The 20,610-nt window shown below is 70.4% G+C and carries 23 protein-coding genes; 4 read left to right on the top strand and 19 right to left on the bottom strand.

The window, feature by feature from the left end:
• Positions 1-57 precede the first annotated feature (57 nt).
• The 4 genes from GPA03_RS10440 to GPA03_RS10425 all read right to left on the bottom strand — a co-directional run bounded on the left by GPA03_RS10440 (position 58) and on the right by GPA03_RS10425 (position 4,867).
• Positions 58-1,047 (bottom strand): carbohydrate ABC transporter permease, encoded by a 990-nt coding sequence (locus GPA03_RS10440; protein WP_156251908.1) that lies wholly within the window; start codon positions 1,045-1,047, stop codon positions 58-60.
• Positions 1,034-1,975: an ABC transporter permease gene (locus GPA03_RS10435; RefSeq protein WP_156251907.1), complete on the bottom strand. Its 942-nt coding sequence runs from the start codon at positions 1,973-1,975 to the stop codon at positions 1,034-1,036. Before GPA03_RS10435 ends, GPA03_RS10440 begins: the two co-directional genes overlap by 14 nt.
• 154 nt (positions 1,976-2,129) lie before the next feature.
• Positions 2,130-3,605 carry an adenosylhomocysteinase gene (ahcY, locus tag GPA03_RS10430; RefSeq protein WP_156251906.1) on the bottom strand — a complete coding sequence of 492 codons (1,476 nt, stop codon included), beginning with the start codon at positions 3,603-3,605 and terminating at the stop codon, positions 2,130-2,132.
• Complete coding sequence (locus GPA03_RS10425) at positions 3,602-4,867, bottom strand: MFS transporter (RefSeq protein WP_156251905.1); 1,266 nt, start codon at positions 4,865-4,867, stop codon at positions 3,602-3,604. Before GPA03_RS10425 ends, ahcY begins: the two co-directional genes overlap by 4 nt.
• Positions 4,868-4,908: 41 nt before the next feature.
• On the opposite strand from GPA03_RS10425, the gene GPA03_RS10420 reads away from it, so the two are divergent.
• The gene (locus GPA03_RS10420; protein ID WP_156251904.1) at positions 4,909-6,063 is read left to right on the top strand and encodes a MalY/PatB family protein; all 1,155 of its coding nucleotides are present in this window, start codon (positions 4,909-4,911) and stop codon (positions 6,061-6,063) included.
• Between the two features lies 1 nt (position 6,064).
• On the opposite strand, the gene GPA03_RS10415 is transcribed toward GPA03_RS10420, so the two are convergent.
• The 3 genes from GPA03_RS10415 to GPA03_RS10405 are packed head-to-tail and all read right to left on the bottom strand — an operon-like array spanning position 6,065 to position 8,908.
• Entirely contained in the window at positions 6,065-7,018 is a 954-nt protein-coding gene (locus GPA03_RS10415) for a cation diffusion facilitator family transporter (protein ID WP_156251903.1), read from the bottom strand.
• 28 nt (positions 7,019-7,046) lie between these two features.
• Positions 7,047-8,489 carry a phosphomannomutase/phosphoglucomutase gene (locus GPA03_RS10410; RefSeq protein ID WP_156251902.1) on the bottom strand — a complete coding sequence of 481 codons (1,443 nt, stop codon included), beginning with the start codon at positions 8,487-8,489 and terminating at the stop codon, positions 7,047-7,049.
• 23 nt (positions 8,490-8,512) lie between these two features.
• Positions 8,513-8,908 (bottom strand): DUF3499 domain-containing protein, encoded by a 396-nt coding sequence (locus GPA03_RS10405; protein WP_156251901.1) that lies wholly within the window; start codon positions 8,906-8,908, stop codon positions 8,513-8,515.
• Between the two features lie 68 nt (positions 8,909-8,976).
• Between GPA03_RS10405 and GPA03_RS10400 the strand changes: the two genes are divergently transcribed.
• The gene (locus tag GPA03_RS10400; protein WP_338325729.1) at positions 8,977-9,444 is read left to right on the top strand and encodes a metallopeptidase family protein; all 468 of its coding nucleotides are present in this window, start codon (positions 8,977-8,979) and stop codon (positions 9,442-9,444) included.
• Here GPA03_RS10400 and GPA03_RS10395 read toward each other — a convergent pair.
• Positions 9,432-10,019, bottom strand: a complete 588-nt coding sequence (locus GPA03_RS10395; RefSeq protein ID WP_156251900.1) for a helix-turn-helix domain-containing protein — start codon at positions 10,017-10,019, stop codon at positions 9,432-9,434. The two genes, GPA03_RS10400 and GPA03_RS10395, sit on opposite strands and share 13 nt — an antisense overlap.
• A gap of 1 nt (position 10,020) precedes the next feature.
• The gene (locus GPA03_RS23030; protein WP_277755074.1) at positions 10,021-10,152 is read right to left on the bottom strand and encodes a hypothetical protein; all 132 of its coding nucleotides are present in this window, start codon (positions 10,150-10,152) and stop codon (positions 10,021-10,023) included.
• Between the two features lie 431 nt (positions 10,153-10,583).
• Here GPA03_RS23030 and GPA03_RS10390 point away from each other — a divergent pair, with 431 nt between their 5' ends.
• Positions 10,584-12,857: a DUF222 domain-containing protein gene (locus GPA03_RS10390; protein ID WP_156251899.1), complete on the top strand. Its 2,274-nt coding sequence runs from the start codon at positions 10,584-10,586 to the stop codon at positions 12,855-12,857.
• A 44-nt stretch (positions 12,858-12,901) separates the two neighbouring features.
• On the opposite strand, the gene GPA03_RS10385 is transcribed toward GPA03_RS10390, so the two are convergent.
• The 10 genes from GPA03_RS10385 to GPA03_RS22850 all read right to left on the bottom strand — a co-directional run bounded on the left by GPA03_RS10385 (position 12,902) and on the right by GPA03_RS22850 (position 19,516).
• Positions 12,902-13,852, bottom strand: coding sequence for an NAD(P)H-dependent flavin oxidoreductase (locus tag GPA03_RS10385; protein ID WP_156251898.1), 951 nt, complete (start codon positions 13,850-13,852; stop codon positions 12,902-12,904).
• 81 nt (positions 13,853-13,933) lie between these two features.
• Positions 13,934-14,425: a pilus assembly protein TadG-related protein gene (locus GPA03_RS10380; RefSeq protein ID WP_156251897.1), complete on the bottom strand. Its 492-nt coding sequence runs from the start codon at positions 14,423-14,425 to the stop codon at positions 13,934-13,936.
• Positions 14,418-14,909 (bottom strand): pilus assembly protein, encoded by a 492-nt coding sequence (locus GPA03_RS10375; RefSeq protein WP_241681223.1) that lies wholly within the window; start codon positions 14,907-14,909, stop codon positions 14,418-14,420. The genes GPA03_RS10380 and GPA03_RS10375 overlap by 8 nt, the downstream gene beginning before the upstream one ends.
• A complete protein-coding gene (locus tag GPA03_RS22860; protein ID WP_241681222.1) occupies positions 14,906-15,250 on the bottom strand; it encodes a TadE/TadG family type IV pilus assembly protein in 345 nt (114 codons plus the stop codon). The genes GPA03_RS10375 and GPA03_RS22860 overlap by 4 nt, the downstream gene beginning before the upstream one ends.
• Positions 15,251-15,267: 17 nt before the next feature.
• Positions 15,268-15,450 (bottom strand): hypothetical protein, encoded by a 183-nt coding sequence (locus GPA03_RS22855; RefSeq protein WP_241681221.1) that lies wholly within the window; start codon positions 15,448-15,450, stop codon positions 15,268-15,270.
• Between the two features lie 22 nt (positions 15,451-15,472).
• Entirely contained in the window at positions 15,473-16,420 is a 948-nt protein-coding gene (locus GPA03_RS10365) for a type II secretion system F family protein (protein WP_156251895.1), read from the bottom strand.
• Positions 16,417-17,268, bottom strand: coding sequence for a type II secretion system F family protein (locus GPA03_RS10360; RefSeq protein ID WP_156251894.1), 852 nt, complete (start codon positions 17,266-17,268; stop codon positions 16,417-16,419). Before GPA03_RS10360 ends, GPA03_RS10365 begins: the two co-directional genes overlap by 4 nt.
• Before the next feature lie 7 nt (positions 17,269-17,275).
• Positions 17,276-18,505: a TadA family conjugal transfer-associated ATPase gene (locus GPA03_RS10355; RefSeq protein WP_156251893.1), complete on the bottom strand. Its 1,230-nt coding sequence runs from the start codon at positions 18,503-18,505 to the stop codon at positions 17,276-17,278.
• A gap of 154 nt (positions 18,506-18,659) precedes the next feature.
• Complete coding sequence (locus tag GPA03_RS10350; RefSeq protein WP_156251892.1) at positions 18,660-19,172, bottom strand: SRPBCC family protein; 513 nt, start codon at positions 19,170-19,172, stop codon at positions 18,660-18,662.
• Positions 19,169-19,516 (bottom strand): ArsR/SmtB family transcription factor, encoded by a 348-nt coding sequence (locus GPA03_RS22850; RefSeq protein WP_241681220.1) that lies wholly within the window; start codon positions 19,514-19,516, stop codon positions 19,169-19,171. Before GPA03_RS22850 ends, GPA03_RS10350 begins: the two co-directional genes overlap by 4 nt.
• Positions 19,517-19,697: 181 nt before the next feature.
• Between GPA03_RS22850 and GPA03_RS10340 the strand changes: the two genes are divergently transcribed.
• Positions 19,698-20,609 (top strand): alpha/beta hydrolase, encoded by a 912-nt coding sequence (locus tag GPA03_RS10340; protein WP_241681219.1) that lies wholly within the window; start codon positions 19,698-19,700, stop codon positions 20,607-20,609.
• The last annotated feature ends 1 nt before the right edge of the window (position 20,610 follow it).

Here is a 20,610-nt window from a genome sequence, read left to right as displayed (position 1 = left end):
GATCTCTGAGACGAGGTCTCGGGGGACTGCCTCGGTCGAGGCAGGGGTGGGCTGTGCTCAGCCCTTGACGGCACCGACGGTGATACCGCTGACGAAGTACTTCTGGACGAACGGGTACATGAGCAGCACCGGGGCTGTCGCGACGACCGCGCTTGCCATCTTCAACGTGTTGCTCGGCAGGTTCGTGATCGTGACGTTGTCCCCGGCCACGGAGTTTCGGAGCGCGTTGGCCGTGTTGATGATGTTGTAGAGGTGGTACTGCAGCGGGCGGAACTCCACCTGGCTGCCGAGGTAGAGCGAGGACAGGTACCACTCGTTCCAGTAGCCCATCGCCAGGAACAAGCCCACGGTGGCCAACGCCGGCTTCATCATCGGCAGGGCCAGCTGCGCGAAGATCCTGAAGTCGCCGGCGCCATCGACCTTCCCGGACTCGATCACCTCGTAGGGGACCGTGCGCATGAAGTTCTTCATGAGGATGATCAGCCACGGCGTCATCAGCAGCTGCAGGAACACCGCGAGGTAGCTGCCGCGGAGGCCGAGGGTGCTACCGACCCAGATGAACGTCGGCGCCAGTCCCGCGGAGAACAGCGTCGTGAAGTAGATGAAGAACGAGATCTGGTTGCGAAACCGGAAGTCCTTGCGGTACAGCGCGAACCCGGTCATCGAGATCACGAAGAGCCCGATCGCCGTGCCGAGCACGGTCATCGTCACCGTCACTGCGTAGGAGCCGAGGATCTGGCGGGGTGACTTGAAGATGTACTCGTACGCCGTCATGGTGAAGCCACGTGGGAACAGCCCGAAGCCGTGGCGCAGGATCTCGGACTCGGCGGAGAAGGAGGCCGACACGATCATGACGAAGGGAAGCAGGCAGAACACCGCGAACAGCGACACGAAGACGTACGAGATGCCGCGGAGCGCGTAGTCGCTGGCGCCCAGCTTGACGGCCCGTGGCTTCGCCTGCTTGTTTCGCTTCGCACGGCGCTTCTTGCCCTCGACCACCGTCACCACGTCGACGACGCCGGGCGCCGTCGTCTCAGAAGAGTGCATAGTCCTTGTTCATCCTTCGCACGATCCAGTTGGCGGTCATCACGAGTGCGAAACCGAAGATCGACTGGTACAGCCCGACAGCGGTTGACGTCGTGAAGTTGTTTTGGGTCATCACCATCCGGTACACAGCGGTCTCGATGATGTCCGTGGTCGCGAACAGCTGCGCGTTGTTGCCGACCAGGTTCCAGAACAGCCCGAAGTTGCCGTGCATGATCCCGCCCATCGAGAACAGCAGCAGGATGATGAAGGTCGGCTTGAGGCTGGGCAGGATCACGTACCGGATCCGCTGCCACGCGGAGGCCCCGTCGATCGCGGCAGCCTCGAAGAGAGTCTTGTCGATCCCCATGATCGCGGCGAAGTACACGATCGAGCCGTATCCGGTGCTCTGCCACATCTGGACGGCCACGATGATGAACGGCCACAGCCCGGCGGTGCTGTAGATCTTGACCGGGTCCCCGCCGGTGGCGACGATCAGGGAGTTGATCGCTCCGGTGTCGTAGTTGAACAGATTGAAGGCGATCACGCCGATCAGCACGACCGAGATGAAGTAGGGCAAGAACATCACAGTCTGGGAGATCTTCTTGAAGTACCTCAAGCGGATCTCGTTGAGCATGATGGCCAGCGCGATCTGCAGGATGTTGCCCAGGACGATGAAGGCGACGTTGTAGAGGATCGTGTTCCGCGTCAGCAGCCACAGCTGCCCCGATTTGATGAGGAACTCGAAGTTCCTCAGTCCCACGAACGGGCTGCCGAAGATCCCGTCGCGGTAGTTGAAGTTGGTGAACGCGATCCAGGCTCCCGGCATCGGCGCGTACGCGAACACCACGAAGAACGCGACCGCCGGGAGGCACATGAGCAGCAAGACCTTGCTGTCCCACGCGCTCTTGAGCAGCGAGCGCGGTCGCCGCGTCGTAGCCACACCTGCCATCCGGCTGCCTCCTCGCAGTCACGGGAACCGGCAGCGTCCTCGCCGCCGGCCATATCATCAGGAGTAAATCTAACCCTCGATGAAACTGGGGAGACAGTAGCCCCATGCCGACCGGCTGCGCAAGTGGCAGCGGCGAGCTCCTCGGCCGGAGCGATCAGTAGCGGTAGTGCTCCGGCTTGAACGGGCCGGCGACGTCGACGTCGATGTACTCGGCCTGCTCCTTGGTGAGCTCGGTCAGGTCGACGCCGAGCGCCTCCAGGTGCAGCCGCGCGACCTTCTCGTCGAGGATCTTCGGGAGGCGCTCCACACCTGCGCTCTCCCCCTCCTCGAGCTCCTCGGCCTGGGCGAGCGCGATCTGCGCGAGCACCTGGTTGGTGAAGGAGGCAGACATGACGAACGACGGGTGCCCGGTCGCGTTGCCGAGGTTGAGCAGACGACCCTCGGAGAGCACGACGATCGAGCGCTCTGCCCCCTCCTGCGTGGCGGGGAGCCGCCACTCGTGGACCTGCGGCTTGATCTCGATCTTCTCGACCCCGGGCACGCGAGCGAGGGCCGCCAGGTCGATCTCGTCATCGAAGTGACCGATGTTGCCGACCACGGCCTTGTTCTTCATCGCCAGCAGGTGCTCGACGCCCACGATGCGGGTGTTGCCCGTGGTGGTGATGACGAAGTCGGCCTGGCCGACGACGTCGTCGAGCCGCGCCACCTGGTAGCCGTCCATCGCTGCCTGGAGCGCACAGATCGGGTCGATCTCGGTCACGATCACGCGGGCGCCCTGGCCACGCAAGGCCTCGGCCGCCCCCTTGCCGACATCCCCGTAGCCGCACACCACGGCGACCTTGCCGCCGATCAGCACGTCGGTGGCGCGGTTGAGCCCGTCCGGCAGCGAGTGCCGGATGCCGTAACGGTTGTCGAACTTCGACTTGGTCACCGAGTCGTTGACATTGATCGCCGGGAACAGCAGCTCACCTGCGGCGGCGAGCTGAGCGAGGCGGTTCACGCCCGTGGTGGTCTCCTCGGAGACTCCCTTGATGCCCCGGGCCACCCGGGTCCACCGGTTTGGGTCCTGCGCGAACGTGCGGCGAAGCAGGTCGAGGAAGACGACCTTCTCCTCGGAGTAGCCGGCATCCCCGGGCTCGGGGGCCGGCGGGACTGCGCCGGCGGCCTCGAAGCGGACGCCCTCGTGCACGAGCATGCTGGCATCGCCGCCGTCGTCGAGGATGAGGGTGGGGCCACCGGTCGGTGAGTCCGCCCAGTCGAAGATCCGCTCGGTGCAGTCCCAGTACTCGGTGAGGGTCTCACCCTTCCACGCGAACACGGGAACGCCGCGAGGGTCCTCGGGGGTGCCGGACCCCACCACCACGGCGGCCGCCGCCTCGTCCTGCGTCGAGAAGATGTTGCACGAGGCCCAGCGGACCTGCGCGCCGAGTGCCACCAGGGTCTCGATCAGCACCGCTGTCTGGACCGTCATGTGCAGCGACCCGGCGATGCGGGAGCCCGCGAGCGGCTGGCTGTCCGCGTACTCCTCGCGAAGCGCCATCAGCCCCGGCATCTCGTGCTCGGCCAGGCGGATCTGGTGTCGCCCGGCCTCGTGCAGGCCGAGGTCAGCCACCATGTGCTCGATCGTCATGCCGTCAGGTTATCCGCGCTCTCGAGCCCGGATGAGCGCCGCACGCCCGAGACCACACCGAACAGCACCGCAGGCAGCAGCAAGGTGGCGCCGATCACGTTGATCGCAGGGAATCCACCCCACGCGAGCACCGGACCGGCGATCACCGCGGCGAGCGCACCCGCGTAGTTCATCCCGGCGTCGGTCACCCCCTGCAGCGGCACCGTGACGTGATCGGGCGTGACCGCCACGAGGTGCGCCGAGCCCGCGATGATGCAGGCGCTCCAGCCGAGCCCCAGCACGGTGAGCGCCACCGCCGTCAGCACCGAGTCGCCCCTCCCCAGCCCGGCGAGCACCCCCAGGCTGACCGCCAGCAGCAGCACGCCGATACCGATCCACGCGACCGTCCGCGCGCCCCACCGGTCGACCAGCCCGCCGAGCACAGGGCTCATCGCGTACATGCCGAGCACGTGCAGGCTGATAACGATCCCCACGAGCTCGAGCGTCATGCCGTGGTGCTGCATGTGAACCGGGGTCATCACCATCACCAGGACCATCACCGCATGCCCGCACCCGATGAGCACGACGGCGAAGCGCGCCTGGGCATGGCCCATCGCCCAGGCGAGGGCTGCTCGGGCCCCGACGACCGCCGTCGGGCCGGACCCCGCGGTGGCGGGATCCTCGGGGCGCGCGGGGTCCACCCGGCGCGCCGGGAAGAACAGCGCGACGACGACGGCGCCCAGAGCGAACGCGAGCACCGAGAACAGGTACGGGCCGGCGAGCGAGGGCAGCCCGAGCGCGAGCCCCGCGCGGTCGCCCGGCGCGGTGAGGTTGGGCCCGGCGACCGCGCCTATCGTGGTCGCCCAGATGACGATCGACATCGAGCGTCCTCGCGCCGCGGCGCTCACGCCGTCGGTCGCCGCGTAGCGCGACTGGAGGTTCGCGGCGCTCGCGACCCCGAAGAGGCCGAGACCCACGAGGAGCAGCCAGAGCTGGCCGAGTGCCAGCGCGCCGATCACCACGACGGCACCAGCGGTAGCGAGCGCGTAGCCGAGGGCGAGCGCACGCCGTCGACCGTGCGCGGTGGCGATACCTGCGAGCGGGATGGCCGCGAGGGCAGCGCCGAGAACTCCGGCAGCCTGCCCGAGCCCCGCCATGGCCGTACCGCCGAGCGCCTCGGCAGCCAGACCGCCCACCGCGATGCCCGCGGCGACACCGACACCGCCCAGGAGGTTGCTCAACACGAGGACGGTCAGCGGCCGGGTCAGCCGGAGCGAAGACACGCTGCGAGACTAGCGGTGACAGCGATGCGGGAAGGGCAGTGATGATGCACGCGTTCGACCAGATCACCGCGGAGAGCCTGCGGGCCGGCGGGTGGAAGAAGTGGCTCGAGTTCGGCTCGGCGACAGGCGCCTGGGTCGCCGAGATGGACTTCGGCACCGCTCCCGCCGTGCGCGAGGCGGTGCGGCGGGCCGCCGAGGACGGCACGGGCCTCGGCTACCTGCCGAAGCGGTCGCTGCTCGCGCTGCAAGAGGCCTTCGCGGGGTTCGTCGACGCCAGGTACGGCTGGCGCGTGGAGGCGCCCGATGTGCGACCGGTGGTCGACGTGCTCACGGCGATGCAGGCAGTGGTGCGGCTGACCTCGCGACCGGGTTCGCCGATCATCCTGCCCACGCCCGCCTACATGCCGTTCCTCACGCTCCCCGGGGCGCTGGACCGCGAGGTCATCCAGGTGCCCCTGACACGCGTGGACGGCCGCTACGCCTACGACCTAGAGGCGCTCGATGCCGCGTTCGCCGCAGGCGGTCACATGCTGGTGCTGTGCAACCCGCACAACCCCGTGGGGAGGGTGCTCGAGCGCACCGAGCTCGAGGCGATCAGCGAGGTCGTGGAGCGCCACGGCGGCCGGGTGTTCGCGGACGAGATACACGCGCCGCTGACCTACCCGGGGCACCGGCATGTGCCGTACGCGAGCATCTCCCCCGCCGCAGCGGCGCACACCGTGACGGCGATGTCGGCGTCGAAGGCGTTCAACATCCCCGGCCTCAAGAGCGCCCAGCTCGTGCTGAGCTCCGACGGCGATCGGAGCGTGTGGGAGCGCGACGGGCACATCTACGAGGACCAGGCCTCGACCCTGGGCGCGCTGGCCTCGACCGCGGCGTACGCCGAGGGCGGCGAGTGGCTGGGCGACGTGATCGAGTACCTCGACGGCAACCGGCAGGCGCTGGGGACGCTGGTGGCGGAGCACCTGCCGGGGGTCGGTTGCCGCGAGCCGGAGGGCACCTACCTGGCCTGGCTCGACCTCACCGATCTCGGGATCGAGGACCCTGCACGGTTCTTCCGTGAGAACGCCGACGTGGCCGCGACCTCGGGCGCGCTGTGCGGCGACGCAGGGCGTGGGTGCCTGCGGTTCAACATCGCGCTGGCCAGGCCGCTGCTCACCGAGGCGATCACCCGCATGGGCGCTGCGCTGCGCTGAGCTACTCGGGCTGCTCGGGCTGCTCGGTGGCTGCCTTCGACACCGCTCGCCGGAGGTCGGGCTCGAGATAGATCTGCGCTCGCAGCGGGATCGCCCGCCGGATGCGGATCTCGGCGGCGTCGATCGCGCGCGAGACGTGAGCGGCGTCGTCGACCTTCTCGACCTCGACCTTGGCGGCGACGAGGACCTCGTCGGGGCCGAGGTGCAGGGTGCGGAGGTGGATGACCGAGACGATCCCGTCACCGGGGATCGCACCCTCGATCGCCCTCTGGTGCTCGGGGTCCGCGGACTCACCGAGCAGCATCAGGGACATCTCCTTGGCGAGGAAGATCGCGATGACCACGAGCAGCACGCCGATGGCGGCCGAGCCGATCGCGTCCCAGCGGCCGTCGCCGGTGATCAGGGTCATCGACACACCGAAGAGGGCGAGCACTAGGCCCACGAGGGCGCCGAGATCCTCCAGCAGGATCACCGGGAGCTCGGGTGCGCGGGACTCCTTGACGAACCGGGCGTAGGACTTCGTGCCACGGACGTGGTTGGTCTCCACGATCGCCGTCCGGAACGAGAAGCTCTCCATGACGATGGCCGCGACGAGGACGGCGAGCGGCACCCACCACCACCGCCCCTCGATCGGGTGCGGCTCGGAGAACTTGTGCCACGCCTCGTACAGGGCGAAGCAGCCACCGAGGGTGAACAGCACGATCGAGACGATGAACGCGTACAGGTAGCGGGCGCGCCCGTAGCCGAACTGGTGGGTCGCGGAGGCCTGCCGCTTGGCGCGCCGCCCGCCGATCAGCAGCAGCGCCTGGTTGCCGGAGTCGGCGACCGAGTGCACGCCCTCGGCGAGCATAGAGGACGAGCCCGTCAGCGCGTAGGCGATGAACTTCGTGACCGCGATGCCCATGTTCGCTGCGAGTGCAGCGACGACGGCCTTCGTGCCTCCGCTCGATGCCATGGTCCGCAGAGTATCGCTGCGGCCAGGGTCAGGCGGTGCCCTCGCGCACGATCGCGAGCACGGCCTCGCGGAGCTTCTCCATAATGTCCTCGTCCTCGGCCTCGACGTTCAGCCGCAGCAGCGGCTCGGTGTTCGAGCTACGGAGGTTGAGCCACCACTTCGGCGTCGAGTGCCAGTGGTCGAGGGTGAGCCCGTCGAGCTCGTCGACCAGCACCTCACCGGAGGAGATGTCGTCGGCAAAGGCATCGAGCACGCGCTGCCGGGCGGCGTCGGGGTCCTCGACGCGCGAGTTGATCTCGCCCGAGGCCGAGTACGGCGTGTACATCTCGGACAGGGCCGAGAGCGGCACGTCGGAGTCGCGCAGCGCCCGCAGCACGTGCAGCGCCGCGAGCATGCCGGTGTCCGCGAACCAGAAGTCGCGGAAGTAGAAGTGCGCGGAGTGCTCGCCGCCGAAGACGGCGTCCTCCTGCGCCATCTGCGCCTTGATGAAGGAGTGCCCCACGCGGGTGCGGACGGTGCGCGCACCCGCTGCACCGAGGAGGTCGGGGACCGAGCGCGAGGTGATCAGGTTGTGGATGACCGTCGCATCGCGCCCGGCGGACTTCTCCTTCTCGATCTCGCGCAGCCCCACCAGCGCGGTGATCGCGCTCGGGCTCATGGGAACCCCGCGCTCGTCGACGACGAAGCACCTGTCCGCGTCGCCGTCGAAGGCGAGACCGATGTCAGCGGCCTCGGCGACGACCGTCGCCTCCAGGTCGATGAGATTCGCGGGATCGAGGGGGTTGGCCTCGTGATGGGGGAAGGTGCCGTCGAGCTCGAAGTACATCGGGATGATCTCGAGCCCGAGGTCCTCCAGGCCTGCCGCCGTCGAGAGCACCGCAGGTGCGGTGTGACCCGCCATGCCGTTGCCGGCGTCGATGGCGACCTTGAGGGGGCGCCCGCCGCTGATGTCGACGAGACCGCGCAGGAAGCGCGCGTAGTCGGTGAGCGTGTCGCGCGTGGTGGTCTCGCCGGTCTCGCCGCCGGCGGGGATGCCCTCGTCGAGGTACTGCTCCGCGAGCCGCTGGACATCCGCCAGCCCCGTGTCCTGCCCCACGGGCCGCGCGAGCGCGTGGCACATCTTGATGCCGTTGTACTGCGAGGGGTTGTGGCTGGCCGTGAACATGGCACCGGGCAGGTTGAGCGCGCCCGAGGCGTGGTAGAGCCCGTCGGTGGAGCACAGCCCGATGTGCACGACGGCGATGCCGCGCCAGGCGGCGCCCTCACCAAAGGCCGTGGCCAGCTCGGGCGAGGACTCCCGCATGTCGTGACCGATGACGATCTGAGTCGCACCGCCGGGGGTGGCGACGACGTCGGCGAAGGCTGCGCCGATCGCCCGGGCCACGTCGGCGTCCCAGTCGTCGGGGACGACACCCCGGACGTCGTACGCCTTGACGATGCTGCTGAGATCAGTGGGTTCAGACACGCGCACGAGACTACGCAGTCAACGACCGATCAGTCGGCTTCGCCACGGATGACTCTGAGGTGGCCACGGCGCCCGACCTCGGGCGGCGGCCGGCGTTCCGTGACCGGGGCGGGGCCGCCCACCGGCCGCGCCGCGGGCAGGTGCTGGGGCGGAGGTGTGCGGGAGGCCTCCCGCACGGCGTCGGCGAGGGCGAGCAGGTCGTCCGTGCTCGGCGGTGCCGGCTCGAAGTGCCCGGCGAGCCGCACCACGTCCCAGCCGCGCGGCACGGTCAGCCGCTCGGCGTGGTCGGTGCACAGGTCGTAGCTGTGCGGCTCGGCATGCGTGGCCAGCGGCCCGAGCACAGCGGTGGAGTCCGCGTAGACATAGGTGAGCGTCGCCACGGCCGGGGCCGTACAGGTCGCGCGGGTGCACTGGCGGGCTCTCACGGGGCGAGGCTACCTGGGTGAGCCGCCGCGAGGCCGCAGCCCACGCCGCTGCGTGGCAGAGTGGGATCGTGGCGGACAGAGCGGGCAGCGAGATCGCGCGGGCGCGGATCCCCTCTCGGCGCGGCGGGCGGCGCCGAGATCGGCACGGCCGTGGCTTGCGCGGCCCGCTGCTGCCGCCGCTGATGCCGGCGGCGCGCACGCGCGCGGAGCAGTTCGACGACGTCGTGCTGACCGTCGTCGATGTGCTCGAACGACGCCTGGGGCGCGAGCTGGAAGGGGTCGAGTTCGCCGTCGAGGAGGTACCGCCGTCGGCCCCTGCCCCGTGGGAGAGCGGCTCGGTGCCCCTGGGGAGGTATTTCCCCGCCGATGCGGCGGCCGGGCTCACGCACCGGATCGTGGTGTACCGCCGGCCGGTGGTCGGGCGGGCCGACGGGTCCGAGGACCTGGCCGCGCTGGTGCGCGACGTGCTGGTCGAGCAGATCGCGCACATGCTCGGGCGCGCGCCCGAGGACATCGACTCCGACTACGAGTCCTGAGCCGGCCGCTGCTGCAGGTCGGGGTTGACGACGGCGAACACGCGGGCACGCCGAGCGTCTGCCGGCCGGCCCTCGGGCTTGCGGTCGGCTAGCTCGGCGATCCGCGCGGCGAGATCGGTGGCGAGGGCGTCGAGCTCCTGGGGGGTGGCCCAGACCGTGTTGGTGACCATCGATGCGGCGCCGCGCCAGCGCGATGGGTCCCCGTGGGCGTGGGAGTAGTACTCCTGGATCCGCCGCGACTCGCGCTCGAGCGTGAGCAGGGCGAGCTGGTCCGAGGCACGCAGGGCGTCGTTCTGCTCGGTGTCGGGCCGCAGGTCGTAACCACCCGGCACGAGGCGCCAGGGGCGTTCGCGACCGCGACGCTCCGCCGGCTCGATGAAGCCGTACTTGCCGAGCGTGCGGAGGTGGAAGGAGCAGTTGGCCACGGTCTGGGCCGTGGCCTCGGCGCACTCGGTCGCGGTGGCCTCGCCCAGCTGTTCGAGCAGCTCGAGGATCTCGAGCCGAACAGGGTGGGCGAGCGCGCGGATCCGTTCCGGACCGCCACGCGGCGCGGCTGCGCCGCTGGGGCCGGCCATGTCAGTGACGCAGGAGGTTGAGGCTGCCCTGGGCGTGGACGGCGTCGAGACGACGCTCGGCGAGCTCGGCCGCCCGGACCTCGGCGTACGAGGGGCGAACGACAACCTTGGGGGTGGTGGCTGAGAAGGTCATGCGGGTGCTGCTTTCTGCTGACGCTGTGCTCGTGTGGTGGTCCCGCGCGGCGCGTCGAGCGCGCGAGATGTCGGCGTTCCGACAGGTGTGATGCTATAGCAACACATGTTGCGCAACGGTCATTCCGCGTTGACGTGTGCGCAGGGTCACCATGCGCGGTGTCGGGACCCTGGTCATCGCCGAGCGCGGTTCCGTGGCGGTTCGCGCGCCACCCGGCCGCCATGGCCTCGAATGTTTGGCCTCGCACCCAGCTCAGCCTCGGGCCCATCCAGCCCGTCGCCCGTCACGGCAGCAGGCGCAGGGGCGCGCGTCGGAGGTCTCACCTAGCTTGGGGTCTGGATGGGAGTGCAGCGATGCCCCGAGGGGCCGATTTTCGTTCGAATCTCGCCAAAAGTCTTGCCGTTGTCGGACACGTCACATACACTGTACGCATGTTCGAAGCGGATGCGAGACTGCAGCAGGGCGGTGAGACCGAGGGGCCTGCGACCGCCCTGCTCGAGGGTGCGCTTCCCGAGGGCGCGCCGGTGGACGCCACGTCCGATGCCGCCGCCTCGACCGACCGCAACTTGTTCGACATCTCTGCCGCTCCCGGTCCGTCAGCCGAGTCCGCATCGACCCAGTCCGACCTGCCCAGGACATCTTCTGCTGCGGCTCCCACCACGCCGGAGGATGCCTCTCCTGCTGGGCCCTGCTCGCCGGCAGCCAGCCCGAGCGAGCCCCTCCCTACCGAGTCTGATGTGCCGGCTGAGATCGCTGGGCGGGAGTGGGTCGAGGTCGACGGTGTGATGGTGGAGGCGGGGAACGCGGTCTGGGACGAGCGTGACTGGTCGGGGGTGCCGGTGCGGGCTTGGAGTGATGAGCCGCCAGCGGGCTGGGTGGAACAGCTCGAGGCCGAGTGGGCTGCCCAGCCCAGCCATCCCGAGCTCGGACCGATCGCGTGGCTGGAGGAGGTGCCCGCGTCGGGGTATCTGATGAACGAGCTGGAGCACCTGCCCGTCGGCCTGGTGCAAAACGACTACGACGCCCTGGAGCTGGTGGCGCACTGGTCCCGGCTGGCCTCCTACGCGGCCGCGAAGATGCGGGAAGCGGTCGCCGAGCTGGCCAACAGCGAAGGCCTGGACCAAGGCCTGGCGAACCTGGACCACCTCGGGATCCGGGTCAACCAGCCCAGCATCGCCTCCGACGACATCGCCCTACGCCTGGGTATGGGTAAACGGGCCGCGAGCCGGCTGGTGCGCTCGGCCCGCATGCTCGCCGGCCCGGCCGGTCCGACCGCGGAAGCGCTCGAGACCGGGCAGATCGACCCGGCCAAGGCCGACATCATCGCCCTGGGCATCGAGGACCTGGGCATGCTGGAAGCCTTACAGGTGCAGGACATCGTGCTGGCCAAAGCACCGCACGCCACCGCGACCGCGGTACGCCGCGATGTCGCCGCCGCGAGGGCCAGCGTGCAACCCGAACGATTCGAAGACCGCTGCCAACGAGCAGCAACCCAGCGGCGGGTGGACCGGCCCCGGGTGCTGCCCGATGGCATGGCCAGCATCTACGCGTTCATGCCCGCGGTGGAGGCCAACCAGCTCTACCGCGCCCTGGACGCCGCCGCCCGCTCCGCCAAGACCAGCGGCGACCCCCGCACCCTGGACCAGCTCCGCGCCGACGCCCTCGCCCTGATGGGTGGGACCGCCATCGTGACCGGCATCATCGGCCCCTGCCCCCACCCCACCCACGACGCCACCCCACAGGCCCACGACGCCACCGTGGTGGCCCGCGGCGCCGGTGGTGGGTCCGCTGGCGGTTCATCGGGGGATCGTGATCCCGGATCCGGGCACGGCGATATCGACCAGAGCGGCTCGCCACCGACCGCCACCGGCGTCGCAGAGCTGCCCGACCCCAGAGTCACCCACGACGATCGCTCGCGAGCTGGCATCGATCCCGCGGCAGGAACGACACAGGATGCCGCAGCACGCCCCACAGCAGGAACGACACAGGATGCCGCAGCACGCTCCGCGGCAGGTGCGGCCACCGGGGCATGCCCCACACCCGGCCAGAGCATGCGGGTCGGAGTGATCGGAGGTAAGTCCGCGCACGTGCGGGTCGTGATCCCGCTGACCACCCTCATGGGCGGCCAGACCGGCCCCGGTGCCGACCTACCCGGATCCGAGGACCCCGCCCACCTCGAAGGCTACGGACCCATCCCCGCCTCCGTGGCCCGCGCCCTCGCCGCGGGCGGGCCGTGGGCGCGCATGGTCACCGACCCCCTGGACCGCACCATCCTGGAACTCAGCCGCGAACAGTACGAACCCACCCCGGCGATGGCCGAGCTCATCCGCGCCAGACAACCCGAGTGCGCCAACCCCTCCTGCACCGCCGCAGCCGACGGCTGCGACCTGCACCACCGCATCCCCTGGCCCCTGGGAACCACCTCCGTCAAAGACATCGACCCCAACTGCCGCCGCGACCACCTGCTCCTGACCCACGGCGGCTGGTGGTACACCCAGCACGACGACGGCTCCCGCACCTGGATCACCGCCACCAACCACACCTACCTCCAACACCCCGACGGCCAGATCACCATGATCCGACCCACCCACGGACCCGGATCCCCACCCGAGGGCACCGACCCGGCCACTCCCGCTTGGGCATCCATCACCGACCGCACCAGCGCGCTCCAGTACACCGTGGACGACGAGCCGCCGCCCTTCTGATCCGTCGCGGCGGAGTCGTGGTCACGCGATCGTCTGCGCCGGGTCTAGAGACCAGCGGTCAGCCGGGCGATGATCGTCGCGGCGGGCACGACGTCGACGATGGAACCGACGCCTGTGCCGGCATCGACCGGTGCGATCGACGGGTCGTCATCAGCGACCGCACGGTGCAAACGCGCCAGTCCTGCTGCGTCGAGAGTGAAGGCGGGATCCAACGCACCGCCAACGACGTCCGCCCCGTCGGCGTCGACCCACGCGGCCGTGAAGGTGTTACGCAGCACCCTGGCTGGATATCGCTCGGGCCAGGGCCAACCGAAGGCGCGATCGTAGGCACGGGTGGTGACGGTGTCGTCGCACCCTGCACCGAGCATCGCCTGCTTCGCGCCGGCAGGCGTGAGCGCCTCCGCTGCCGCTGCGAACGTGGTGCCGACCCACACCCCGTCTGCGCCGGCTGCGAGCGCGGCCCGCACGTCCGCGGCCGTCGCGATCCCGCCCGCCGCCAGCACGGGCCGCTCCACCGCAGCCACCACCGGAGCGAGCAGCTCTGCGAGCGGGGCCTCGGGCGCGCCGTGCCCACCGCCTTCCAGCCCGCGCGCGACGATCACGTCGACGCCGGCGTCCTCAGCGCGGCGAGCACCGTCGACGTCGGGAACCTGGACAGCCGTGAGGATGCCGCGCTCCTGAGCCCGCTCCACCCAGTCTAGCTCGGCACCGAAGCTGACGGACAGGAGCACCGGCAACGCATCGAGAGCAGCGTCCAGAAGCCCTGCCTCCTGTCGCACCACCCAGTCGACCAGGCCGACCCCGAACCGCTGGCACCCGTCGAGATCGCCCAGCGCGCGCACGAGGCCGTCCCTCGTGGCGGTGCTGCCCATGCCGATCATGCCGAGCCCTCCGGCCGCGGTCACGGCCGCTGCGAGCCGCCCGCCCGCCACGCCGCCCATCGGCGCGTTCAGCACGGGCACCCGCAGCTCCAACGACTCCGCCCATGCGCCCATGTCGTGCTCCTCGCTCCGGTTCACGGCTGCCTTGAGCCTGCCACGGCGCCACGCACCCAGCCCGTGCTCCTCCCAGCCGTCTCAGCCCACCGACTCGGCCTCGGCCCGCGCCGTCACCGAGACCACGAACCCGTCCTGCCAGGGCGAGATCGCCCAGCTCACCAACGGCGGCCGCACGACGGCGGCCAGGCTCACCTCCGCCGTCGTGCCATCGGGGGTTCCCGTGGGATCCGCCACAGCCAGACCCTCGAAGTCGACGACGCCCTGCGGCGCCTCGGCCAGGTAGTGCTCCACCGCCTGCGCCACCGACGCGTCCGTGAGCGGCAACGCCGGATCCGCCGGCCGATCGGAGCCGAAGTAGGCATCCTCGTCGATCGAGTCGGCGGCGTCAGCGGCCACCGCGTCCGCCAGCGCCAGCAGCTGCTTGCGCTCGAGGTAGATCGCCGAGACCGACACGATCACCAGCACGAGCGCCAGCGCGATCAGCCCGTAGAAGATCGACAACAGCATGATCTGCCCGTCGTCCTCGCGGGCACGCGCACGCCACCGGACCAGTGGCGCACCGTCAGTCATCGCGGAACCCGCTCACAGCGGTCATCGCATCGGCACCGATCGCCACCGAGGTGGGCACGGCGCCGGCCAGGAAGTCGGGGGCGAGCGGCAGCGACACCACGGTGCGCACCTCGATCAGCACGTACTCGCCGGCGGTCAGGCACTCAGGCACCGAGCACGTCACCTGCAGCACGCTGGCGGGGTCGACGTCGAGCCCCTGATCCGCGAACGCCAGCTCCACCCCGAGCTGCGCGGCTGCGATGCCCTCCTCCATCGTCTCGGCCTGGGCGATCAGCCGACCCGCCTCCCGCGCGGCACCCTCGGCCGCGAAGCTCGCCGCCTGGATCCGCGACATCGTGACGATCAGGTACACCAACGGCACCAGCAGCACGAGCGAGACCCCGAGGAACTCGACGACGGCGCTCCCCCGTTCCCGATCCCCGAGCCTGGCCCGTGCCCAGGTGAGCAGGTGCGCGAGACGCGCGAACCGCCGTCGGGGCATCATTCGTCGACCGCCCGGCCGGTCACGACCACGGTCCCGGACGGCCCGAACAGCCCCAGCACCGGCAGCGGTGCGCTCACCGTGACGGTCACGAGCGTGACGTCGCCGTAGGTGTCGTACCCGGTCTCGATCTCCTGCGCGTAGCGGTCGGGGAGCGTCATCGCGATCAGCTCAGCGGTCCGCGCCTCACCGGCTGCGAGGTCGCTGCCGTGCAACGCGGCGTAGCGGGCGCCCTCAGCCGCGGCGTCGGTGAGCATGGTCCGCACGTGAAGCGCCAGCGCGAGCTGGACCACGCCCAGCACCAGCACGGTCAGCAGCAGCGAGACGAGGAGGAAGTCGACCACCGCCGATCCCCGCTCGGTCAGGGACCGCCGAGGATCCGGTCGATCGCCGTCTGGAACACCTGCGTGAGCGCATCGCCGGCCAGCGCCCAGATCAGCACGACCAGGCCAGCCGTCATCAGCGTGATCATGACCCAGCCGGGGACATCGCCACGCTCCGGGTCGCCGAGCAAGGCGACCCAGCGCCGTCGGAGGGTTCTCATGTGTGTGTCCTTCCATCGGGAGTCAAAGGGTGATCGCGAGCACGGACAGGCCCGGGAACACGGCGAACAGGATCGTGACGGGCAGCATCAGGAAGACGACCGGGATCATCATCAGGACCTCCCGACGGCCGCCTTCCTCCATGAGAGCGCGGTGACCGACCTCACGTGCGTCCTGGGCCTGCGCGCGGAGCACGTCGGCCAGCGGGGTGCCGCGCTCGACGGCGGTCGAGATGCCGTCGGTGAAGCGGGCGATGCTCGCGAGCTCGGTGCGGCGGGCCATGCCGTCGAGGGCCACGGCCATGGCGACGCCGGAGCGGACGTCCGCGAGCGTGGTGCGGATCTCGCCGGCGAGCTCGCCCCGCGTGCTCCGGCTGACCCGCTCGAGCGCTGCGAGCGGTGACTCGCCCGCACCGACCGACAGCGCGAGCAGCTCCGCGACCGTGGGGAACTCCGCGATCATGCGGCGCTCGCGCTGGGTGACCTTCTGGCTGAGCATGTGGTCGCGCAGCAGCGCACCGCCAACCGCGCACAGCACCACGAGCACGATCAGAGGCAGCAACGAGACGCCGCGCGCCACCCCGATCACGAGAGCCAGCACCAAGCCGGTGGCGAGCCCGATCGTCGCCCAGATCACCTGCTCGGTGCGGAACGCCTCGAGCGTCGTGCTGCTGCCCGCCCGCAGCAGGCGGCTGCGGATCGAGGTCGCACCGCTGCCCAGTCGCTCCAGCATCCGAGCGACGTCACGGACCACGGGCCGCACGATTCGCTCCAGGGTGGGGAACGGCGTGATGACGTGCGCGTCCACGAGGAGTCGGGACGTCGTCGGGCGTTCCTGCAGGTAGGGAGCGACGCGGTCGACCAGCCTGACCCGGCGCGCCGAGAGCCGCCAGATGATCAGCACGACCCCGACGCCGAGCACCAGCCCGAGCCCCGCCCCTGTCAGGCCCGCCGGCGTGAAGAAAGCGCTCATCGGAGCACCCGCACATCCTCGGGCAGCCGCCCGAGCCGGACCATCGCCTGATACGCGATCACCGAGGCGACCGCTCCCACCAGCAGCACGAGCACGCCGGTCGCGGAGTTGTACGCCTGGATCGTGGTGGCCTGCGTGCTCAGCATCGCGAGCACGAGCCAGGGCGCGGCGGCCGCGAGGCGTGCGCCGTTGACCGTCCAGGACTGCCGCGCCTCGAGCTCGCCGCGAGCGCGCAGGTCGTCGCGGAGGAACTGGGACAGCGTCCGCAGGAGCCGGCCGAGGTCGGTCCCGCCGACGTCGCGGGTCAGACGCAGCGCCTCGACCAGTCGGTCCGCGACCGGGTCGGCGAGCCTGGCCTTGAGGAGGTCGAGGGAGTCGGTGAACCGGCCGGAGGCGCGGTAGTCACGAGCGAACTGCATGAACTCGGGCCGCAGCTGATCGGGCCCGCGCTCGGCCAGCGCGATCAGCGACTCGGGCAGCGACAGCCCGGCGCGCACTCCCGAGGCGAGGTCATCGACGACGTCGGGCCACAGCGCCCGCAGCTCGGTGCGCCGCTTGCGGGCCTTCGACCGCACGTACACGGTGGGTGCGAACCCGGCCATGACGGCGAAGCACACCGCGATCGGCGGTGTCGCGGTGATCGCGAGCGCCACCACCAGCATCGCGATTCCCACCCCGATCGACGTGCTCACGAAGGCGCGGGCCGAGACGCCGGGCATACCGGCTTGGGTCAGCATGTCGCGAGCCCGTGCGCCCCAGGCCGACGGCTTCGGCTCGCCCCGCGGCCAGAACGACCACCACACGCAGAGCAGTCCGGCCCCCAGCAGCAGACCTGCAGCGGTCCCCATCAGTCGCTCACTCCGCGTGCGCCAGGAGAGCGTGCAGGTCGTGCCCTGCGCGTCGGAAGCGGTCCTCGTGCGGCGGATAGCCATCGGTCCGCACGAGCTGGTCGTCGCGGCGCTCGAACAGGGACGAGGTCTCGATCATGCCGCCCTCGACACGCCCTGTGAGGGCGACGATCTCGCGCGTGCGGCGGGCGCCGTCGCGGTCGAGATCGAGGTGCACCACGAGGTCGACGGCGGCCGCGACCGTCGGGACCACGAACCGGTCCGAGACGTTCTCACCGGCGAGCAGCGGCAACGTACACATCTTCGTCACGGCCTCGCGCGCGGAGTTCGCGTGGATCGTGGCAAGCCCGGGGTTGCCCGCGTTGAGGGCGATCAGCAGGTCGAGCGCCTCTGCCTCCCGGACCTCGCCGATGATGATCCGGTCCGGGCGCATCCGCAGCGCTTCCTTGACCAGCCGCCGCAGCGGGATCTCGCCCGTGCCCTCGAGGTTGGGCTGGCGGCATTGCATCGCCACCACGTCGCGGCCCGCGAGCCGGAGCTCGAAGACCTCCTCGCACGTGATCACGTGCTCGTGGCTCGGGATGCTGCCAGCGAGGGCGTTGACCATGGTGGTCTTGCCGGCCTGGGTGGCCCCGCTGACCAGGACGTTGAGCCCGGCGGCCACCGCAGCGTCGAGGAACGCCGCGGCCTGCGGGCTCAGCGACCCCAGCGCCACCAGGTCCTGGAGCCTGTTCGCCCGGGCCACGTACTTGCGGATGTTCACCGCCAAGTGCGCCCGCGTCACATCCGGGATGACGGCGTGCAGCCGCTCCCCCGTGGGCAGCGAGGCATCCACGAACGGCGTGCTCAGATCCAGCCGCCGGCCGCTGCTCCGCAGCATCCTCTCGACCAGGTCACGTACCTGCGCGGAGGTGAGGATCGTCGTCGTGAGCTCGGACCGACCCGAGCGCGCGATGAAGACTTTCCCGGGCTCGTTGATCCAGATCTCCTCGATCTGAGGATCATCCAGGTACTTCTGCAGCGGGCCGAGCCCCACCACGGCGTCGTGCAACGCCTTCGTCGCCTCATCCGGGTCCGGCAGCCGCGGCACACGGCCGAGGAGCGCACGCTCGTCGTAGTCCGCGACCGCATCCGCGATCAGCACCCGGGTGGCCTCGCCATCGACGCTGGGATCCAGCCCGCGCCGGCGGATCAGCTCCCGCACCTCTGTCTCGAGGATCGCCACCCCTTCGGCCATCCGCCCTCCCCTATAGGGGGCACAAATTACCGGCGTCCTCAACGGGGCGCTACCCCGGGTAGCAGATCTTGTGGACAGGGGTGCCGGCGAGCCGGTGAACGTCAGCGCCGCGCGACTACGTCAGATTCGCGCGAACACCCGGGCACTGCCCCGATCACGACCTCTCCGCAGCGGACACCTCGCCCACCAGCCGCTCCACGACGGCGCGGAACCGGTCGAGGTACAGCGGCCAGCCACTGCCGGTCTCCAGGTCCCTGAAGCCCTCCCAACCCTGCCCGTGGCGGTCGAGGTTCCGATGCTCGAGACGCACCCGAGTGCGCTCCGGGCCCTCGGTGACGAAACGGATCTCGACCTCGCTGGTACGGCTCGGGTCGGGCTCGATCCGCCACTGCGGGCTGATGTCCCAGCTGATCACCAGCCGGTGCGGGGGCTCGTAGGCGAGCACTCTCGCCCAGGTGCAGGTGCTGCCGTCGACCCCGACGTCGTAGACGCTCCCACCCTCGCGCCGCTCCAGGACCGTGCGCTCGATCGGGACGTCCAACAGGTTGTGCTCGCGCGGCTTGATCTCGTCGAAGCGTTCGGTGAACACGGCGAACGCATGGTCGAGCGGGATCTCGACGGTGACGTCGACGTGCAGCGCGGTGCTGTCCTGCGGGGTGGTGCTCATGGCACGTGGCCTCCTCGTGTTGTCGTGGCGGTTGCCTGGTAGTCGCGCTCGGCCAGCTCCTTGAAGGTGGTCAGCGTCTGCGTCCAGTACGACTCGAGCTCGTCCCGCAGCCGTTCCAGACCCTCGGAACGAACCTGGTAGAGCCGCTGGCGCCCCTCCTGGCGGACATCCACCAAGCGGGCCTCGAGCAGCACACGCAGGTGCTGCGACACCGCGGGGCGGCTGACCGGAAGCTCCTGGGCGATCTCGGTCACCGAGCGCGGGCCTCGAGCCACGTGGGCGAAGACGCGACGCCGCGTCGGATCGCCCAGCGCGTACCAGGGGTCGACAGTCGTCACAGACACAACGCGTAAGTTACCACTTACGCGTTCGTGGCGCGAGCGGTCGTTCGTCCTACTCGAACCATGCTGGGCATCGGCGTCGAGGCGGCGCTGCTCGCCCGCTGGTACCCACTCCTGCGGCGGTCGCGGCACACTGGTCGAGACGGTTCCCCGTTGACAGCCATGACCCCGCCGGAAGACGCACGTGACCACTGAGAACCGCACGACCCCTCCCCCGCCGCTGCGGTACCGCCTCATGCGAGGCGCTCTGGCGACCCTCGACGGCGTGGCACCACCACTGGCCGCGGGCATCGGCACCCGGCTGTGGTTCCGCGTGCCGCCCGCCCCTCCGGCGGAACGCCGCCACTCACGCCAGCCCGAGGGCGGCGAGCCGTTCGAGATCACCTCCGACGGCCTCACCATCCGCGGCCACGTCTACGGCGAGGACCCGGATGCGCCGACCGCCTACCTCGTCCACGGCTGGGGCGGCCACTGGCAGCAGCTCGCCGCCATGGTGGAACCGCTGCGCGCCGCCGGCTACCGCGTCGTCGGCCACGACGCACCCAGCCACGGCGACTCCCCCGCCGGCCGGCACGGCCCCGGCGCGAGCAGCGTCATGGAGCTGGCCCAGGCCCGCGCCCACGTGGTCGCGCATCACGGCGAACCCGCGCTCACGGTGGCGCACTCGCTCGGCGCGATGGCCGTGCTGTGGGCTGCCCGGCACCACGACGTCCCCCTCGGTGCACTCGTCACGATCGCAGCGGCCACCGAGGCCGAGGAGCTCCTCATCGCCTTCCGCCGCATGACCGGCCTCGGACGCCGCTCCGGTCAGCGCCTGCTGCAGCGCATCGAGCGCAGCATCGGATACCCCGTGGCCACCTTCCACGGCCCCACGCTCGCCGCCGAGCTGCTCGACGGCGGTCGCCCGGTTCCCTTGCTCGCCATCCACGACCGCTCCGACGCCGATTCCCCCACCCGGGTCTCGGAACGCCTGGTGCGGGCCTGGCCGGGCGCGCAGCTGGTGCTCACTGACGGCCTGGGCCACCGCCGCATCCTCCGAGCGCCCGAGGTGGTGGGCCACCTGACCGAGTTCGTCGCGCGGAGATCCACCAGCTGAG

The sequence above is a fragment of the Pseudactinotalea terrae genome, assembly GCF_009733845.1.
GTDB classification, from domain to species: Bacteria; Actinomycetota; Actinomycetes; order Actinomycetales; family Beutenbergiaceae; genus Pseudactinotalea; species Pseudactinotalea terrae.
This window is presented reverse-complemented; position numbering and strand designations above follow the sequence as displayed.

Bases quoted from the DNA above. Each gene is read 5' to 3' on its own strand.
- GPA03_RS10420 (WP_156251904.1), top strand. From the start codon at position 4,909: ATGATGCACGCGTTCGACCAGATCACCGCGGAGAGCCTGCGGGCCGGC.
- GPA03_RS10350 (WP_156251892.1), bottom strand. From the start codon at position 19,172: ATGAGCACCACCCCGCAGGACAGCACCGCGCTGCACGTCGACGTCACC.
- GPA03_RS10440 (WP_156251908.1), bottom strand. From the start codon at position 1,047: ATGCACTCTTCTGAGACGACGGCGCCCGGCGTCGTCGACGTGGTGACG.
- GPA03_RS10365 (WP_156251895.1), bottom strand. From the start codon at position 16,420: ATGAGCGCTTTCTTCACGCCGGCGGGCCTGACAGGGGCGGGGCTCGGG.
- GPA03_RS23030 (WP_277755074.1), bottom strand. From the start codon at position 10,152: ATGACCTTCTCAGCCACCACCCCCAAGGTTGTCGTTCGCCCCTCGTAC.
- GPA03_RS10415 (WP_156251903.1), bottom strand. From the start codon at position 7,018: ATGGCATCGAGCGGAGGCACGAAGGCCGTCGTCGCTGCACTCGCAGCG.
- GPA03_RS10435 (WP_156251907.1), bottom strand. From the start codon at position 1,975: ATGGCAGGTGTGGCTACGACGCGGCGACCGCGCTCGCTGCTCAAGAGC.
- GPA03_RS22855 (WP_241681221.1), bottom strand. From the start codon at position 15,450: ATGAGAACCCTCCGACGGCGCTGGGTCGCCTTGCTCGGCGACCCGGAG.
- GPA03_RS10385 (WP_156251898.1), bottom strand. From the start codon at position 13,852: ATGGGCGCATGGGCGGAGTCGTTGGAGCTGCGGGTGCCCGTGCTGAAC.
- GPA03_RS10380 (WP_156251897.1), bottom strand. From the start codon at position 14,425: ATGACTGACGGTGCGCCACTGGTCCGGTGGCGTGCGCGTGCCCGCGAG.
- ahcY (WP_156251906.1), bottom strand. From the start codon at position 3,605: ATGACGATCGAGCACATGGTGGCTGACCTCGGCCTGCACGAGGCCGGG.
- GPA03_RS10375 (WP_241681223.1), bottom strand. From the start codon at position 14,909: ATGATGCCCCGACGGCGGTTCGCGCGTCTCGCGCACCTGCTCACCTGG.
- GPA03_RS10395 (WP_156251900.1), bottom strand. From the start codon at position 10,019: ATGGCCGGCCCCAGCGGCGCAGCCGCGCCGCGTGGCGGTCCGGAACGG.
- GPA03_RS10390 (WP_156251899.1), top strand. From the start codon at position 10,584: ATGTTCGAAGCGGATGCGAGACTGCAGCAGGGCGGTGAGACCGAGGGG.
- GPA03_RS10360 (WP_156251894.1), bottom strand. From the start codon at position 17,268: ATGGGGACCGCTGCAGGTCTGCTGCTGGGGGCCGGACTGCTCTGCGTG.
- GPA03_RS10355 (WP_156251893.1), bottom strand. From the start codon at position 18,505: ATGGCCGAAGGGGTGGCGATCCTCGAGACAGAGGTGCGGGAGCTGATC.